16 protein-coding genes and 1 pseudogene are annotated in these 16,561 nt (G+C 71.9%); 12 read left to right on the top strand and 5 right to left on the bottom strand.

Translation table 11 applies throughout. The features are described 5' to 3' along the window. Positions 1–11 precede the first annotated feature (11 nt). The 3 genes from ACH4UM_RS25245 to ACH4UM_RS25235 all read left to right on the top strand — a co-directional run bounded on the left by ACH4UM_RS25245 (position 12) and on the right by ACH4UM_RS25235 (position 3,625). Positions 12–1,406, top strand: a complete 1,395-nt coding sequence (locus ACH4UM_RS25245) for an ABC transporter ATP-binding protein (RefSeq protein WP_398183454.1) — start codon at positions 12–14, stop codon at positions 1,404–1,406. 105 nt (positions 1,407–1,511) lie between these two features. Then, positions 1,512–2,903 (top strand): M1 family metallopeptidase, encoded by a 1,392-nt coding sequence (locus tag ACH4UM_RS25240; protein ID WP_398183452.1) that lies wholly within the window; start codon positions 1,512–1,514, stop codon positions 2,901–2,903. Positions 2,904–2,968: 65 nt separating this feature from the next. Further along, positions 2,969–3,625, top strand: coding sequence for a trimeric intracellular cation channel family protein (locus ACH4UM_RS25235; protein WP_398183448.1), 657 nt, complete (start codon positions 2,969–2,971; stop codon positions 3,623–3,625). Here ACH4UM_RS25235 and ACH4UM_RS25230 read toward each other — a convergent pair. Continuing rightward, positions 3,534–4,775, bottom strand: coding sequence for an alpha/beta hydrolase (locus ACH4UM_RS25230; RefSeq protein ID WP_398183446.1), 1,242 nt, complete (start codon positions 4,773–4,775; stop codon positions 3,534–3,536). The two genes, ACH4UM_RS25235 and ACH4UM_RS25230, sit on opposite strands and share 92 nt — an antisense overlap. A 174-nt stretch (positions 4,776–4,949) precedes the next feature. Between ACH4UM_RS25230 and ACH4UM_RS25225 the strand changes: the two genes are divergently transcribed. Continuing rightward, a complete protein-coding gene (locus ACH4UM_RS25225; protein WP_398183443.1) occupies positions 4,950–5,810 on the top strand; it encodes a thioesterase family protein in 861 nt (286 codons plus the stop codon). Here the strand turns inward: ACH4UM_RS25225 and ACH4UM_RS25220 are convergent. Further along, positions 5,797–6,345, bottom strand: a pseudogene (locus tag ACH4UM_RS25220) (TIGR03086 family metal-binding protein); the annotation flags it as partial. The gene ACH4UM_RS25225 and the pseudogene ACH4UM_RS25220 overlap by 14 nt on opposite strands. Before the next feature lie 308 nt (positions 6,346–6,653). Beyond that, on the bottom strand, positions 6,654–7,283 hold the full coding sequence (locus ACH4UM_RS25215; protein WP_398183441.1) for a TetR family transcriptional regulator: 630 nt from the start codon (positions 7,281–7,283) through the stop codon (positions 6,654–6,656). A gap of 154 nt (positions 7,284–7,437) precedes the next feature. Here ACH4UM_RS25215 and ACH4UM_RS25210 point away from each other — a divergent pair, with 154 nt between their 5' ends. From ACH4UM_RS25210 to mnmA, 4 genes are all read left to right on the top strand, one after another. Beyond that, positions 7,438–7,602, top strand: a complete 165-nt coding sequence (locus ACH4UM_RS25210; RefSeq protein WP_398183438.1) for a hypothetical protein — start codon at positions 7,438–7,440, stop codon at positions 7,600–7,602. Between the two features lie 71 nt (positions 7,603–7,673). Continuing rightward, positions 7,674–7,940, top strand: coding sequence for a DUF4190 domain-containing protein (locus tag ACH4UM_RS25205; protein ID WP_398183436.1), 267 nt, complete (start codon positions 7,674–7,676; stop codon positions 7,938–7,940). Positions 7,941–8,082: 142 nt separating this feature from the next. Further along, positions 8,083–9,252, top strand: coding sequence for a cysteine desulfurase family protein (locus tag ACH4UM_RS25200; protein ID WP_398183433.1), 1,170 nt, complete (start codon positions 8,083–8,085; stop codon positions 9,250–9,252). Positions 9,253–9,382: 130 nt separating this feature from the next. After that, positions 9,383–10,513 carry a tRNA 2-thiouridine(34) synthase MnmA gene (mnmA, locus tag ACH4UM_RS25195; RefSeq protein ID WP_398183430.1) on the top strand — a complete coding sequence of 377 codons (1,131 nt, stop codon included), beginning with the start codon at positions 9,383–9,385 and terminating at the stop codon, positions 10,511–10,513. A 28-nt stretch (positions 10,514–10,541) separates the two neighbouring features. Here mnmA and ACH4UM_RS25190 read toward each other — a convergent pair whose 3' ends face one another. Continuing rightward, complete coding sequence (locus tag ACH4UM_RS25190) at positions 10,542–11,321, bottom strand: alpha/beta fold hydrolase (protein WP_398183581.1); 780 nt, start codon at positions 11,319–11,321, stop codon at positions 10,542–10,544. Positions 11,322–11,372: 51 nt separating this feature from the next. Then, entirely contained in the window at positions 11,373–11,696 is a 324-nt protein-coding gene (locus tag ACH4UM_RS25185) for a DUF427 domain-containing protein (RefSeq protein ID WP_398183428.1), read from the bottom strand. Between the two features lie 75 nt (positions 11,697–11,771). Between ACH4UM_RS25185 and ACH4UM_RS25180 the strand changes: the two genes are divergently transcribed. From ACH4UM_RS25180 to ligA, 4 genes are all read left to right on the top strand, one after another. After that, positions 11,772–12,335, top strand: coding sequence for a TIGR00730 family Rossman fold protein (locus ACH4UM_RS25180; protein ID WP_398183425.1), 564 nt, complete (start codon positions 11,772–11,774; stop codon positions 12,333–12,335). A 16-nt stretch (positions 12,336–12,351) separates the two neighbouring features. Continuing rightward, positions 12,352–13,050 carry an SDR family oxidoreductase gene (locus tag ACH4UM_RS25175; RefSeq protein ID WP_398183422.1) on the top strand — a complete coding sequence of 233 codons (699 nt, stop codon included), beginning with the start codon at positions 12,352–12,354 and terminating at the stop codon, positions 13,048–13,050. A 117-nt stretch (positions 13,051–13,167) separates the two neighbouring features. Continuing rightward, the gene (locus ACH4UM_RS25170) at positions 13,168–14,175 is read left to right on the top strand and encodes a methionine synthase (RefSeq protein ID WP_398183419.1); all 1,008 of its coding nucleotides are present in this window, start codon (positions 13,168–13,170) and stop codon (positions 14,173–14,175) included. A gap of 15 nt (positions 14,176–14,190) precedes the next feature. Then, complete coding sequence (gene ligA / locus ACH4UM_RS25165) at positions 14,191–16,386, top strand: NAD-dependent DNA ligase LigA (RefSeq protein WP_398183416.1); 2,196 nt, start codon at positions 14,191–14,193, stop codon at positions 16,384–16,386. Positions 16,387–16,561: the final 175 nt, after the last annotated feature.

Genomic DNA, 16,561 nt, shown 5'->3' with positions numbered 1-16,561 from the left:
AGGAAAAAGCAGTGAGCATCCCTGCGCAGAGTGACGGTGCCACCCTCACCGACAAGGCCTCGTCGGGCGAGATCCTGCTGAAGGTGACCGGACTCCAGAAGCACTTCCCCATCCGCAAGGGCCTGCTCCAGCGCCAGGTCGGCGCGGTGCGCGCCGTCGACGGCATCGACTTCGAGGTGCGCAAGGGCGAGACCCTGGGCGTCGTGGGCGAGTCCGGCTGCGGCAAGTCGACCATGGGCCGTCTCATCACCCGGCTGCTCGAACCGACCGCGGGCACGGTCGAGTTCGAGGGCAGGGACATCACGCACCTCGGCGTCGGCGGGATGCGCCCGATGCGCCGAGACGTGCAGATGATCTTCCAGGACCCGTACTCGTCGCTGAACCCGCGCCACACCATCGGCACGATCGTCGGCGCCCCCTTCAAGCTCCAGGGCGTCAAGCCCGAGGGCGGCATCAAGAAGGAGGTGCAGCGGCTGCTGTCGGTGGTCGGGCTCAACCCCGAGCACTACAACCGCTACCCGCACGAGTTCTCCGGTGGCCAGCGCCAGCGCATCGGCATCGCCCGTGCGCTCGCGCTCAACCCGAAGCTCGTCGTCGCCGACGAGCCGGTCTCCGCGCTGGACGTGTCGATCCAGGCGCAGGTCGTCAACCTGCTGGACGACCTCCAGGAGGAGCTGGGTCTGACCTACGTGATCATCGCGCACGACCTGTCGGTCGTCCGGCACGTCTCGGACCGGATCGCGGTGATGTACCTCGGCAAGATCGTCGAGCTGGCCGACCGGGACTCGCTGTACAAGGCGCCGATGCACCCGTACACCAAGGCGCTCATGTCGGCCGTCCCGATCCCCGACCCCAAGCGCAGGAACGCCAAGAGCGAGCGCATCCTGCTCAAGGGCGACGTGCCCTCGCCGATCGCCCCGCCGAGCGGCTGCCGCTTCCACACCCGGTGCTGGAAGGCGACGGAGATCTGCCGCACGACCGAGCCGCCGCTCAAGGAGCTGAAGCCCGGTCAGCGGGTGGCGTGCCACCACCCGGAGAACTTCGAGGACCAGGCCCCGCAGGACACGGTGCTGCTGACGGTCGCCAAGGAGGCCGCCGAGCTGGTGGCCGACGAGGTGCTGGCGGAGTCCGCCGCGACCTCGGCGGCGGTGGCCGCGGAGGTCGCCCAGGAGGCGGCGGCGACGGAGGCGGAAGCGGCAAAGGCCGCCGCCGGGCCGGCCGCCGGGTCCTCCCCGGCCGCCGAGGAGCACGCGGAGACCGGGGAGGCCACCGAGTCGTCCGCGGCCGAGTCGACGGCCGCGAAGCCCGCGGCCGGGGCGTCCGCCGAGCCCGCCTCCCACACGGAAGCGGCTTCCTCGGAGAAGTCCGGTGGCGACAGCGGCAGTCAGGAGTCAAATGACGACTGAGGCATGACAACTTGGCAAAGTCATGCACATGACCGAACGGGAGAGCGCAGAGTCGGCCCTGTCCGTGCGATCCACTGATCGACGCACGCGCGAAGGGATGACTCCATGGCACTCTCCCGTTCGGCACGTTTAGGAGCCCTCGCCACCGCGGCGGCCTCCTTCCTCGCCGTCGCCGCCTCATCGGCCCCCACTCCCGGCGCCCCCGGGATCGGCGACTCCTACTTCCCGCAGGCGGGCAACGGCGGCTTCGACGCCCGCCACTACGCCCTCGACATCGCGTACAACCCGGACACCGACCGACTCGACGGACGTACGACGCTCACCGCCCGTGCCACCCAGGACCTGTCCTCCTTCGACCTGGACCTGCAGAAGCTTCAGGTCACCGGCGTCGAAGTCGACGGCAGACGCGCCCGCTTCACCCGGGACGGCGACGAACTGCGCATCACCCCGCGCGGGGTCCTGCGCAAGAACCGGACCTTCCGCGTCACCGTCACCTACGGCGGCGTACCCGAGCCCCTCGGCGGGCCCATCGTCTTCGGTTCCGGCTACGGCTGGATGAAGACCGACGACGGCGTCTTCGTCGCCTGCGAGCCCAACGCCGCCTCCACCTGGTTCCCGTCCAGCGACCACCCCGCCGACAAGGCCACCTACGACATCCGGATCAAGGCGCCCAAGGGCCTGACCGCCGTCTCCAACGGCCGGCTGGTCTCGACGTACGACCGGGGCGGCTCGACGTACACGCACTGGCGCGAGAGCCGGCCGATGGCCACCTATCTCGCGACAGCCACCATCGGGAAGTTCGACGTGCGGACCGGGCACACCCCGTCCGGCATCCCGGTCTACGTCGCCATCGACCCCAAGCTGAAGAACGTCAACACCGTCGACGTCTACGCCGTCACCGCCGCCGCCACCGACTACTGGTCGCAGGTCTTCGGGCCGTACCCGTTCGAGGAGACCGGGGCGATCGTCGACGACATGCCCGAGGCCGGGTTCTCGCTGGAGGTGCAGAGCAAGCCCGCCTACTCGGCCGTGCGCAACGAGACGACGATCGTGCACGAACTGGCCCACCAGTGGTTCGGCGACTCGGTGTCGGTGGAGCGCTGGAAGGACATCTGGCTCAACGAGGGCTTCGCCACCTACGCCCAGTGGCTGTGGGCCGAGCACCAGGGCACCCGCTCGGCGCACGACTCCTTCCTCGCCGCCTACGACGCCCGCCCGGCCGACAGCTCCTTCTGGCAGATCGAGGTGGCCGACCCGCAGCGCGACACCATGTTCGCCTCCGCCGTCTACCAGCGCGGCGCGATGACGCTCCAGGCGCTGCGCGAACGCATCGGTGACCAGGCCTTCTTCCGGCTGCTGCCCGCCTGGACGAAGCTGCACCGCTACGGCAACGCGAACACGGCCGACTTCGTCCGTCTCGCCGAGAAGGTCTCCGGGCAGCGGCTCGACGACCTGTTCCAGAAGTGGCTCTTCACGACCGGGAAACCCGCTCTGTAGGGGCGGAAGTGTCCGGTGGGCCTTGCATCGCAAGGCCCACGCCGCACCCTGGGTAAGAATGTGGGGTGCTTCCGCAACTGTTCAGCCCCTCCGTCCAGCACACGCTCGACCTGGTCGGCATCTTCGTGTTCGCCATCTCCGGCGCGCTGCTGGCCGTCCGCAAGAACTTCGACGTCTTCGGCATCGCCGTCCTCGCCGAGGTCACCGCGCTGGGCGGAGGGCTCTTCCGTGACCTGGTCATCGGGGCCGTGCCCCCGGCCGCGTTCACGGACCTCGGGTACTTTCTCACCCCGCTGTTCGCCACGCTCGTGGTGTTCTTCCTGCATCCGCACATGGAGCGCATCCAGACCGCGGTCTACGTCTTCGACGCGGCCGGCCTCGGCCTGTTCTGCGTGGCCGGTACGACCAAGGCGTACACCTACGGGCTGAACCTCACCGCGTCGGCGACCCTCGGCCTGGCCACCGCCGTGGGCGGCGGTGTGCTGCGGGACGTGCTCGCCAACGAGGTGCCCTCACTGCTGCGCTGGGACCGCGACCTGTACGCGGTCCCGGCGATCGTCGGCGCCACCATGGTGGCGCTGTGCATCGGCTACGACGCGCTGAGCCCGCTCACCAGCGGGCTGGCGGCCATCACCGCTTTCGTCCTGCGCCTGCTCGCGATGCGGTACCACTGGCGAGCTCCGCGGGCTTGGAACCGGCGCTCGACGGTGCGGGAGGAGTAGGGGAGGGCGGCCGGGTGTGCCGGGCGTCCTTCTGGCCCAGCTCCGCGGTCAGCCAGCGGAACACCTCGGGCACCTGCGGCCGCCACAGCGCCATGCTGTGCCCGCCGGCGCTGCGCGGCAGGAAGACCACGCGCACGGTGGTCGGCGCCTTCGCGATCTGCTCCATGGACACTCCGGCCTGGTAGCCGTCGTTGGCCTCGCCGGAGTAGTAGAGCGCGATGTGCGGCGGCTTGCGGTACTTCTTCAGCAGGGCGTAGGGGTTGTTCGCGCGCCGGGTCTCGATGCTCTGCGAGGCCAGCGAGTTGCGCTCGCCGATCGGGTCGTTGTAGCCGGACAGGCTGACCCCGGCCCGGTAGCGGTCGGGGTGGGCGACGGTGAGCTTGGCCGCGCAGTGCGCACCCGCCGAGTAGCCGGCCACGGCCCAGCCGTTCGGCGCCGGCTCGGCACGGAAGTTGTCCATGACCATCTTCGGCACGTCGATGCTCAGCCAGCTGTCCGCGTTCACGGTGCCCGGGGTGTTGGCGCAGCCCGTGTCGATCTTGGCGACCAGGTTGGTGCGCGGGGAGACGAGTATGAACGGCGCCACTTGGCCGCTCCTCATCAGCGGCTCCAGCTGCTCGTGCACCTTCGCCGACCCGAACCAGGCCTTCGCCGAGCCGGGGTAGCCGGAGAGCAGCTCGACCACGGGGAACTTCTTGTTCTTGTATGCGGGCTCGTTGTACTGCGGCGGCAGCCAGACGTAGACCTCGCCGCTCACCCCCGAGACCCGGCCCTTCAGCTGGGTGACCTTGACCCCGCCTGCGGCGTGCATGCCGGGACCGTCGGCCTGGCCGAACGTCTGCCGGACCTTGGGCAGCTTCCGGTAGGCGATTCCTCCGGTGCCGTCGGCGCCCAGGTCGGCGGCCTGCTGCACATGGTTGCCCGTGCCGAGCAGGTCGGCCCAGTTGTCGTACAGGTTGTTGGCGTTGTTCACCAGCACGAAGACCAGGGTCACGGCCGTGGCCTGGGCGAACAGCAGCATCAGCGCCCGGACCGCGGCGCGCAGCGCCTTCGGGCCCTTCAGCCGTGTCCACAGGACGAACGGAAGGGCCAGGGCGATCACGGCCAGCGCGATGGTCGTGTACAGGAACGGAGTCCCGGTGAGGCTCATGTCCTCATAGAGGGAAAACGGCGGCCTCGGGTTACGGACGCGTACGGGCACTTACCGGGAAATTGCCGAAGTCTCACCGGTCAGCTGCGTGGAAGCGCCGGGAGAGTGGCGTTCGTCATAGGGCTGGGGTGCAAAAAGCTACCGCTTAGTAGTTACTTGTTGTACCGTTCACCCATGCCAGAAGCAGCTTCCGCCCCGGCCGTGCGGGCCACGATCGGCGACAGCGAGTTCGACCGGGACACCGCGGTCGCCCCGCGCGCCCCCGGCGTCTACGACATCGACCTCTCCGCCGGCTGGACCATCATCAACGCCGTCAACGGCGGCTATCTGCTCGCCGTCCTCGGCCGCGCGCTCGCGGACGCCCTGCCGCACCCGGACCCGTTCACCATCTCGGCGCACTACCTGACCGCCTCCCAGCCCGGACCGGCCGTCGTGCGCACGGACGTGGTCCGCACCGGACGCACCCTCTCCACCGGCCAGGCCTCCCTCTTCCAGTACGACGAGGACGGCCGCGAGGTCGAGCGCATCCGCGTCCTGGCCTCCTACGGCGCCCTGGACACCCTCCCCGACGACGTCCGCACCACGGCGAATCCGCCCGCGATCCCGCCGATGGAGCAGTGCTTCGGACCCCAGGACGGGCCGGCCCCGGTCCCCGGAAGCTCGGCCATCACCGACCGGCTCATGCTCAAGCTGGACCCGGCCACCCTCGGCTGGGCGCTCGGCGCGCCCTCCGGCAAGGGGGAGATGCGGGCCTGGTTCGGTCTCGCCGACGGCCGCGATCACGACCCGCTCTCCTTGCTGCTCGCCGTGGACGCGCTGCCCCCGACCGCCTTCGAACTCGGCCTGAAGGGCTGGGTCCCCACCGTCGAGCTGACCGTGCACGTCCGCTGCCGCCCGGCGCCGGGCCCGCTGCGCGTCGCCATCACCACCCGCAACCTCGCCGGCGGCTTCCTGGAGGAGGACGCCGAGGTCTGGGACAGCGCCGGCCGGCTGGTCGCGCAGTCCCGTCAGCTCGCGCGGGTCAGGCTCGGCTGAGCGGCTCCCGTCCCGGCCGGGCCGCCGGCTGCCGGCAGGTCCCGGCTCCTTCAGGAGCCGGGACGGCCGAGCCGAAGTGGCCCTGGGTGTCCCGCCGCGGATCGGGCAGGACGCGCCGGGCGGTGGCGAGGGTGAACCCGGCGAGTCCGGGGCCGAGTTCGAGGGGGCGGCCGCCGAGCGCCTCGCCGATGTCCCGGGTGTGGGTCACCAGCTCCCTGACGTACCCGGACAGTGCCGCGTGCCCCGGCACCTCGCCCCACGGCACGCGGGCCGGCGCCGTCAGGCGCTCGTCGCTCTCCCGGGCGCCGCAGAACCCGGGTGCGGACTCGTCGTGGGCCGCCGTCCCATCGCCCTCCGCGACGCCTTCGGCGAACGGGTGCACCGCGAGCCCGTCGCCGCCCTCGCCGACGACCGCGATCCGCAGGGTGCCGCCGACGACATGGCCCAGCAGTGTGCGGACGCCGAACCCGGTGCACTGCGTCGGCCCGGTCACCTGCTCCGGCCGTACGGTCTTGATCAGTGCGGCTGCCTGCTCGGTGGCACGGGCGTAGACGGGGCGGGGGCCCGGGCGGGATGCCGAGTGCGGTGCCGGGCGGGATGCCGACCGGGATGCCCGGCGGGGCGCCGTCCGTCGCGCCGTCGGGGGCGGCGTCGGACGGGCCGACCGGCACGGCGCCGGTGCGGCGCTCCGGTGCTTTCACGGCTCCCTCCGGGATGCCGGGCGGGGGGGCAGGGCGGCGTCTGTGGCGGGTCCGGCGGGGGACAGCCGGGCGCGCAGTGACAGGCGCAGGATCAGGGGCAGGGACGGGAGCCGGGCAGGGGCAGGAGGGCTGATCGTCGTGCTCAGCCGTCCAGCCAGTGCCGGCGGCCGATGCTGATCAGCCTCAACTGCCGGGTGGCGACCTGGGTCACGCGCCCGCGCTCCGGCTCCGGGGCGTCGAGCGCCTCCAGGAAGAGCGAGGCGGTGATCAGCATCTGGTCGACGTAGAGGTGGGCGAGCATGAGCAGGTCGTCGTCGCTCCAGCCCACGGCCTGGGCGTCCTTGGCCAGCTCGTCCTTCACCTCCTGGGCGAACCGGGCCAGTTGTTCCCGGATGGCCTCCCGTACCGGCTGCACCCCGCCGTGCCGCTCCCGGGCGATGAAACGGACGTGCGCGGGGTACGCGTCCACGTGACGGGCGATCAGCTGGATGGCGCGCGTGATGCGTTCCTCGGTGTCGTCCGCCGTGGACACCGTCGTCCGGATCATCGGGTGCAGACTGCCCAGCGCCTCCTCGACCAGGGCCACGCCGAGATCCGCCGTGGAGCGGAAGTGCCGGTAGAAGGCGGTCGGGGCGACGCCGACGGCGCGCGTGACCTCGCGCAGGCCCAGGCTGCTCAGGCTCTGCTCCTCCAGCAGGGCCAGCGCCGCGTCCAGGAGGGCCTGCCGGGTCTTCTGCTTCTGGGCCTGCCGGGCACCGAGAGTGTGACTCATGCCATGCAGTTAACAACTGTTCTCTGGAATTTCAAAGCGCCGGGACGCGCTAGACTCAGAAGTCAGTGAACAAGTGTTACTACAAGCGTTCACCGAAACTTCACGGGAGGCAGGCCGGAAGTCCTCGGGAGAACGCCGGAGGGGGATTTGTCCCATGCTGTTCCTCGTCGCCGCACTGATGCTGCTCGGTGTCGTCCTGGGCACCGTGGCCCACGCGCCGCTGGACTTCACCGTCGTCGCCGCCGTCGTGATCGCCGCCTGGCTCGGCATCTTCGCGCTCCGCGAGCGCCACGGCCGCCGCCGCGGCACGTCCCACTGACCCTTCGTCCACCGTCCCCGGGCTCCGCGCGAGCGGAGGACCCGCAACCGACCGTCGGGAGCCGACCCACCATGCAACTCACCGCACCGGCCACGCGCCGCACCGGTACACGCGACGCCGACGGCATGGCCGTCGCGTCCTTCATCCTCGGCCTGCTCGGCCTCCTCGTCCTCAACCTCTTCCTGGGCCCCATCGCCATCGCCCTGGCCGGCATCGCCCTGTGGCGGGGCACCGCCCGCCCCGGCCGCGCCTACCTGGGTCTGGGCCTCGGCATCGCCGATCTCGTCGTCCTGCTCGCCTTCATGCAGGTGGACAACACGGTGTCCTGGAGCTTCTGAACCCCTGAGCGCACTGCACGACCCCGGCCCCGAGGACGACGGGGCACGGTCGAGCGGGACGGCCGGGCACACCGCCCGTCCGAAACCCCACCCCGCTGCCGGCCGAGGGCGGCCCGAGGCTTCCCCGTAGAATCGCCTCACCATGGCCTACCTCGACCACGCCGCGACGACCCCCATGCTCCCGGAGGCGGCAGAGGCGCTGACCGCCGCACTGGGCGTCACCGGCAACGCCTCCTCCCTCCATGCATCCGGCCGCAGAGCCCGCCGCAGGGTCGAGGAGTCCCGCGAAGCCCTCGCCGAAGCCCTCGGCGCCCGACCCAGCGAGGTCGTCTTCACCTCCGGCGGCACCGAGGCCGACAACCTCGCCGTCAAGGGCCTGTACTGGTCGCGGCGCGACGCCGACCCCGCCCGCACCCGCGTGCTGGCCAGCCCCGTCGAGCACCACGCCGTCCTCGACGCCGTGCACTGGCTCGGCGAACAGGAGGGCGCCACCGTCGAGTACCTCCCGGTCGACTCCTACGGCCGGGTCCACCCCGAGGCCCTGCGCGAGGCCGTCGAACGCAACCCCGACGACGTGGCCCTCGCCACCGTCATGTGGGCCAACAACGAGATCGGCACGGTCCTGCCGGTCCGCGAACTGGCAGGCGTGGCCTCTGAGTTCGGCATCCCGCTGCACGCCGACGCGGTCCAGGCCTTCGGCCAGGTCCCGGTGGACTTCGCCGTCTCCGGCCTCGCCGCGATGACGGTCTCCGGCCACAAGATCGGCGGCCCCTACGGCATCGGCGCCCTGATCCTCGGCCGCGAGCACACCCCCGTACCCGTCCTGCACGGCGGCGGCCAGGAACGGCACGTCCGCTCCGGCACCCTCGACGTCCCGGCGATCGCCTCCTTCGCCGTCGCCGGCCGGCTCGCCGCCGAGCAGCGCGAGTGGTTCGCCCGTGAGATCGGCGCACTGCGCGACGAGCTGATCGAGGCCGTGCGGACGGCGGTCCCGGACGCGATCCTCGGCGGCGACCCCGCCCCGGAGGGACGCCTCCCGGCCAACGCCCACTTCACCTTCCCCGGCTGCGAGGGCGACTCCCTGCTGCTCCTGCTGGACGCCCAGGGCATCGAGTGCTCGACCGGCTCCGCCTGCACCGCCGGCGTCGCCCAGCCCAGCCATGTCCTCCTCGCCACCGGCACCGATCCGGACCTGGCCCGCGGCACCCTCCGCTTCTCCCTCGGGCACACCTCCACGGAGGCCGACGTCGAAGCGGTCGCCAAGGCCATCGGCCCGGTGGTGGAACGCGCCCGGGCGGCGGGCCTGACCTGACCGGAGGGCCGGCCGCGCGGGCTGCTGCACCGCGACGACGACGTCGCCGCGGTGAACCGTGCGGTCAGGGAGTTGCGGGAACGGAACGTGCGCGACCGCCGAGTCCGCGCCCCCGTACCCTGGAAGGGCTATGACTGACACCCCGCAGCGCCCCCGCCCCCTCCGCGTCCTCGCCGCCATGTCCGGCGGCGTCGACTCCGCCGTCGCCGCCGCGCGCGCCGCGGAAGCCGGACACGACGTCACCGGCGTCCACCTCGCGCTCTCCGCGAACCCGCAGTCCTTCCGCACGGGCGCCCGGGGCTGTTGCACCATCGAGGACTCGCGCGACGCCCGCCGCGCCGCGGACGTCATCGGCATCCCGTTCTACGTCTGGGACCTCGCCGACCGCTTCCGCGAGGACGTCGTCGAGGACTTCGTCGCCGAGTACGAGGCCGGCCGCACCCCGAACCCCTGCCTGCGCTGCAACGAGAAGATCAAGTTCGCGGCCCTGCTGGACAAGGCCCTCGCCCTCGGCTTCGACGCGGTCTGCACCGGTCACTACGCCAAGGTGGTCGTGGGCGAGGACGGCACCCGCGAGCTGCACCGCGCCTCCGACATGGCCAAGGACCAGTCGTACGTCCTCGGTGTGCTGGACGAGAAGCAGCTCGCGCACGCGATGTTCCCGCTCGGGGACACGGTCACCACCAAGGACGAGATCCGCGCGGAGGCCGAGCGCCGGGGCCTGGCCGTCGCCAAGAAGCCCGACTCGCACGACATCTGCTTCATCGCCGACGGCGACACCCAGGGCTTCCTGGCCCGTCGCCTGGGCAGGGCGGAGGGGGACATCGTCGACGAGGCGGGAGCGGTCGTCGGCACCCACGAGGGCGCGTACGGCTTCACCATCGGCCAGCGCAAGGGCCTGCGCATCGGCACCCCGGCCCCCGACGGCAAGCCGCGCTACGTCCTGGACATCTCCCCGGTGACCAACACGGTGACGGTCGGCCCGGCCGCCGCCCTGGACGTCGGCGCGCTCACGGCCGTCAGGCCCCGCTGGTGCGGCACCGCCCCCACCGGCCCCGGCACCTACACCGCCCAGCTGCGCGCCCACGGCGGCGAGACGGAGGTCACCGCCGAACTGGCCGGCGGCGAGCTGCGGGTCACCTTCACCGAGCCCGTCCGCGGGGTCGCCCCCGGCCAGGCGATCGTCCTCTACGACGGCGCGCGCGTGGTGGGCTCCGCGACCATCGCCTCGACGGAGCGGGCGACGGCCGGAGCGGCGTAACCGCCTCCCGTCCGCCGCCGGGCGCCGCTCACCCGGCGAAGAACTCCGCCAGCACCGGCGCCAGTGCCTCCGGCTCCACCGCGTGGCTCTGGCCCTCCAGGGTGCGGTACGCGCCCTGGGGCGCGGCCGAGGCGACCGCCTTGGCCGCCTCGCGCAGCCAGCCCGGGCTCGCGCCGCCCGCGACGGCCAGGACCGGCACGGTGACGGAGGCCAGCAGGTCGCGGGGGACCAGGCCGTCGCCCATCACGGCGTTGTCGTACGCCAGCGTGTGCGCGATCGCCTCCATGGAGGCCCACATCGGGGACTGGCGGGCGTTCGCGATCATCTGCGGGGCCAGCCCGGTAAGCCGCAGGAACAGCTCCACCGCGTCCCCGGGGCGGCCCTCCGCGAGCGCTGTGGTCAGGTTGCCGGTGTACTCCGCGCGCTCCCGCTCGCCGCCCTCGTACACCGCGAACGGCGGCTCGTAGACCGCCACCCGGCGGACCGGCAGTCCGCTCGCCGCCGCCCTGAGGGCCAGCGCGCCGCCCGACGAGATGCCGTAGAGCGCCGCCTCGCCGCCCGCCGCCTCGATCACCGCCGCCAGGTCCTCGACTTCCCGTTCCACCGCGTACGGGGCGGTGTCCCCGCTCCCGCCGCGGCCCCGGCGGTCGTAGACGACGGCGCCGAAGCGGTCCGACAGCGCCGCCGCCAGCGGCGCGAGCGTGGCCCCCGTCGACATCGCGCCGCTGACGAGAACGACCACCGGGCCCTGTCCGGAGCGGTGGTGGGCGAGCGGGGTGCCGTCGCGCGAGATGGTCTTCTTGTCCATGCCAGTGAAGACTGCCACGCGGGAGCGTACTCATCGGGGAGGCGCCGTGGGTCACCCCACCTCCGGCTCGTAGAAGCAGAGGCGGTCCTTGATCTCGGCGACGTCCGGCTTCGGGTCGGGGTACGACCACACCAGGTCCGCCGCGTCCGGCAGCGACCAGTAGGACGCCGTGCCCTTGAAGGGGCAGTAGGTGTGCGTGTCCGACGGGGTCAGCAGGTCCAGGCGTACGTCCTCGGGCGGCAGGTAGTAGCGCGCGGGACAGCCGGTCTCGCGCAGCACCAGGGCCCGGTCGCTCTCCGCCAGGACCCGGCCGCCGTGCACCACGCGCACGTGCTCGCCGCTCTGCTCGATGGTGATCGTGTGTCCTTGGGTCATACCGGGACAGCGCCCGCGAGGACGGGCTTCTTCCCGTGTACGGCGCACGTTTCCCGCCCGCGTACCGTGGGGCGCATGAACATCTGCGTCTTCCTGTCCGCCGCCGACCTCGACGAGCGCTACACGCGTCCCGCGCGGGACTTCGCCAGGCTGCTCGGCAAGGGCGGGCACACCCTGGTGTGGGGCGGGTCCGACTCCGGCCTGATGAAGGTGGTCGCGGACGGCGTGCACGAGGCGGGCGGCCGGCTCGTCGGCGTCTCGGTCGACTTCCTGTCGGCCAAGGCACGGCCCGGCGCCGACGAGATGGTGATCGCGCGGGACCTCGCAGAGCGCAAGAAGCTGCTCCTGGAGAAGGCCGACGCAGTGGTGATCATGGTGGGTGGCACCGGCACGCTCGACGAGGCCACCGAGATCCTGGAGCTCAAGAAGCACGGCCGCACCCACAAGCCGGTCGTGCTGCTGAACACTGCGGGCTTCTACGACGGCCTCCAGCAGCAGTTCGGCCGTATGGAGGAGGAAGGGTTCCTGCCCCGGCCGCTGGCCGAGCTCATGTACTTCGCCGAGGAGCCCGCCCGCGCGCTCGCGTACCTGGAGGCCGAGACATCGGCGGCTGCCGCCGAGGGGCTGGGCGGCCGCTGAATCGGGTGGTGCGAGCATGGCGGGCATGGCTACACATATGATCACCGGAGCCGGTTCCGGCATCGGCGCGGCCGTTGCCCGCCGGCTGCACGCGCGCGGGGACGAACTCGTGCTGCACGCGCGCGACGCGGGCCGGGCCAAGGAGCTGGCGGCCGCCTTCCCCGGCGCGCGGACGCTGGTCGGCGACCTTGCCGACCCCGACCGGCTGAGCTGGGCCTTCTCCCACCAGACGCTCCCCGACCGGGTGGACTGCCTGCTCCACATCGCCGGCGTCGTCGACCTGGGCCCGGTCGGCGAGCTGACGCCCAGGACCTGGCACCACCAGCTCAACGTCAACCTGGTCGCCCCGGCGGAGCTGACCCGTCACTTCCTGCCCCAGCTGCGCGCGGCCCGCGGTCACGTGCTGTTCGTCAACTCGAGCGCGGGCCTGAACGCCCACGCCCACTGGTCCGCGTACGCCGCGTCCAAGCACGGCCTGAAGGCACTGGCCGACTCCCTGCGGCACGAGGAGCACGGCAACGGCGTCCGCGTCACCTCCGTCTACCCCGGCCGCACCGCCGGCCCCATGCAGGCCAGGGTCCACCAGCAGGAGGGCAAGGAGTACGACGCCTCGAAGTGGATCGACCCCGAGTCCGTCGCGACGACGATCCTCATGGCCCTCGACCTGCCCGGGGACGCGGAGGTGAACGACCTGACGGTACGGCCGGGACGCTGAAGGACGGCTGCCCGGCGCCGGTCTCCGGGTGCCCGGGAAGGACTCCGGGCGTCCGGAAGGACGGACGGCGCCCCCTGAAGCGGCTCGACCCCCGGAGGGTTCCGTAGGCTTCCCCGGGTGAGCGACAACAGCCAGTTCAGCCTCGGCGGTGCCACCGGCATCGGGTCCATGCCCGGCGGGGACGCCCGGGAGGCCGTCAAGACCGTCACCGGCACCTTCGAGGACCTCCTCTTCCTGCCCGAGCTGCCGGCCCGGGGGCCCGGCGCCGACATGATCGGGCGGACCGCCGGAATGCTCGTCGAGCTGTACGCGCGCGTGGAGCCCAGCGGCTGGCGGATCGGGGACCGGCCGGGGCGCGACACCAAGCGGGCGCGATCCTGGCTGGGGGAGGACCTCGACGCCCTGGAGGAGTTCACCCAGGGGTACGAAGGGGCGCTGAAGGTGCAGGCCGTCGGCCCCTGGACGCTCGCCGCCGGCCTGGAGCTGAGGAACGGCGAGGCCGTCCTCTCCGATCCCGGCGCCTGCCGGGACCTGGCCGCCTCGCTCGCCGAGGGACTGCGGCTGCACCTCGCGGAGGTCCGGCGGCGGGTGCCCGGCGCACGGCTCGTGCTCCAGCTCGACGAGCCCTCCCTCACCGCCGTCCTGCGCGGGCAGGTGAAGTCCGCCAGCGGCTACCGGACCCACCGCGCCGTCGACCGGCAGATCGTCGAGGCGGCCCTCCGGGACGTCCTCGGGGTTCACGCGTCGGGCCCGGTAGTGGTGCACTCGTGCGCACCGGACGTCCCGTTCGCCCTGCTGCGCCGGGTGGGCGCCGCGGCCCTCTCCCTGGACCTCTCACTCCTCACCGAGCGTGACGACGAGGCGATCGGGGAAGCCGTCGAAGGCGGCACCGGTCTGTTCGCCGGCGTCGTCCCGGCCACGGACGGCCCGTTGTCAGACCCTGCCGGTAGCGTCATGGGTGTCAGGACGCTGTGGCGCAGGCTGGGGCTCCGCCCGGAGCTTCTCACCCGGGCGGTCACGGTCACCCCGGCGTGCGGGCTCGCGGGCGCTTCCCCCGCGTACGCACGCCAGGCACTCGCCCACTGCGTCCGGGCGGCGAGATCCCTCGCTGACAACCCTGAGTAACGGGAGGACAACACGGTGGCCGGCGACAAGCAGCAAGCGGATACGGCAGTGCCCGCCGAGGCACGGGAGCAGCACGCGCGGCTCGCGGAGCAGGTCGAGGAGCACCGCTTCCGGTACTACGTCAAGGACGCTCCCGTCATCAGCGACGCGGACTTCGACGGGCTTCTGCATTCTTTGGAGGCGCTGGAGCAGCAGTACCCGGAGCTGCGCACGCCCGACTCCCCGACCCAGAAGGTCGCGGGGTCCTACGCGACGGACTTCACGGCAGTGGAGCACCGTCAGCGGATGCTCTCGCTGGACAACACCTTCAACGACGACGACCTCGCCGCCTGGGCCGACCGCATCGCCAGGGAGCTGGGCGAGCAGGAGTACCACTTCCTGTGCGAGCTCAAGGTGGACGGCCTCGCCGTCAACCTCACCTACGAGCACGGCCGCCTCACGCGCGCGGCGACCCGCGGCGACGGCCGCACCGGAGAGGACATCACGCCCAACGTCCGGACGATCACGGAGATCCCGGACCGGCTGACGGGCGACCGCGTCCCGGACCTCGTCGAGATCCGAGGCGAGGTCTACTTCCCGATGGAGAAGTTCGAGGAGCTCAACGCCCGCCTGGTCGCGGCCGGCGACAAGCCCTTCGCCAACCCGCGCAACGCGGCGGCGGGTTCGCTGCGCCAGAAGGACCCGCGCGTCACCGCCACCCGCCCCCTGCACATGGTGGTCCACGGCATCGGCGCCCTGGCGGGCTACCGGGGCATCGACCGCCTCTCCCAGGCCTACGACCTGCTGCACACCTGGGGCCTGCCCACCTCCCGGCACAACAAGGTGGTCGACGGCCTCGACGGCGTACGCGAGTTCATCGCGTACTACGGCGAGAACCGGCACTCGGTGGAGCACGAGATCGACGGCGTCGTGGTCAAGCTCGACGAGATCCCGCTCCAGGGCCGCCTCGGCTCCACATCGCGCGCGCCGCGCTGGGCGATCGCGTACAAGTACGCGCCGGAGGAGGTCAACACCAAGCTCGTCAACATCCGCGTGGGCGTGGGCCGCACGGGCCGGGTCACGCCGTATGCGCAGGTCGAGCCGGTCACGGTGGCCGGCTCGGAGGTCGAGTTCGCCACCCTGCACAACCAGGACGTCGTCAAGGCCAAGGGCGTCCTCATCGGCGACACGGTGGTGCTGCGCAAGGCCGGGGACGTCATCCCGGAGATCCTGGGTCCGGTCGTCGACCTGCGCGACGGCAGCGAGCGGGAGTTCGTGATGCCGTCCGAGTGCCCCGAGTGCGGTACCCCGCTCAGGCCGATGAAGGAGGGCGACGTCGACCTGCGCTGCCCGAACGCCCGCACCTGCCCCGCCCAGTTGCGCGAACGTCTGTTCTATCTCGCGGGCCGCAAGGCGCTGGACATCGAGCACTTCGGCTATGTCGCCGCGGCCGCCCTGACCAAGCCGCTGGAGCCCGCGGAGCCGCCGCTGAGGGACGAGGGCGACCTGTTCGACCTCACCGTCGAGCAGTTGCTGCCCATCAAGGCCTACGTCCTCGACCAGGACAGCGGCCTGCCCAAGCGCGACCCGAAGACCGGCGAGGAGAAGGTCGTCACGGTCTTCGCCAACCAGCAGGGCGAGCCCAGGAAGAACGCGCTTGCCATGCTGGAGAACATCGCCGCGGCCAGGCGGCGCCCGCTCGCCCGCGTCCTCACCGGCCTGTCGATCCGTCACGTCGGACCGGTGGCGGCCGAGGCGCTGGCCCGGGAATTCCGCTCCGTCGACCGCATCGAGCGGGCCAGTGAGGAGGAGCTGGCCGGCACCGAGGGCGTCGGCCCGATCATCGCGGCCTCGCTGAAGGAGTGGTTCGCCGAGGACTGGCACCAGGAGATCCTCCGCAAGTGGCGGGCCGCGGGTGTCCGGATGGAGGAGGAGAGCTCCGGCGAGGACGAAGGCCCGCGCCCGCTCGAGGGGCTGACGGTCGTGGTCACCGGCACTCTGGAGCAGTACACCCGTGACGGCGCCAAGGAGGCGTTGCAGAGCCGCGGTGCGAAGGTGACCGGTTCGGTCTCCAAGAAGACGTCCTTCGTCGTCGTCGGCGACAGCCCCGGGTCGAAGTACGACAAGGCGATGCAGCTCAAGGTTCCCGTTCTGAACGAGGACGGATTCGGCGTCCTGCTGGAGCGGGGACCGGACGCGGCGGCCGAAGTCGCGCTTCCGACCGGCGAGTAGCGGTTGAAGACCACCCGTTCGGCGCATATCAGATGCATACGGGTGGCCGGGGCGCATTCGGGCAACCGTCGACGACCGCTGCCCGTGAAAGCCTTCTGCGGCCTACTGTTGAGGTATGCGCCTGCCGTGCCCAGCTGCGGTCGGGGCATCCCCGTGCTCCTGATGAGTACGTGGA

This window comes from Streptomyces sp. NPDC020801 (assembly GCF_044334385.1).
Taxonomy (GTDB): domain Bacteria; phylum Actinomycetota; class Actinomycetes; order Streptomycetales; family Streptomycetaceae; genus Streptomyces.
This window is presented reverse-complemented; position numbering and strand designations above follow the sequence as displayed.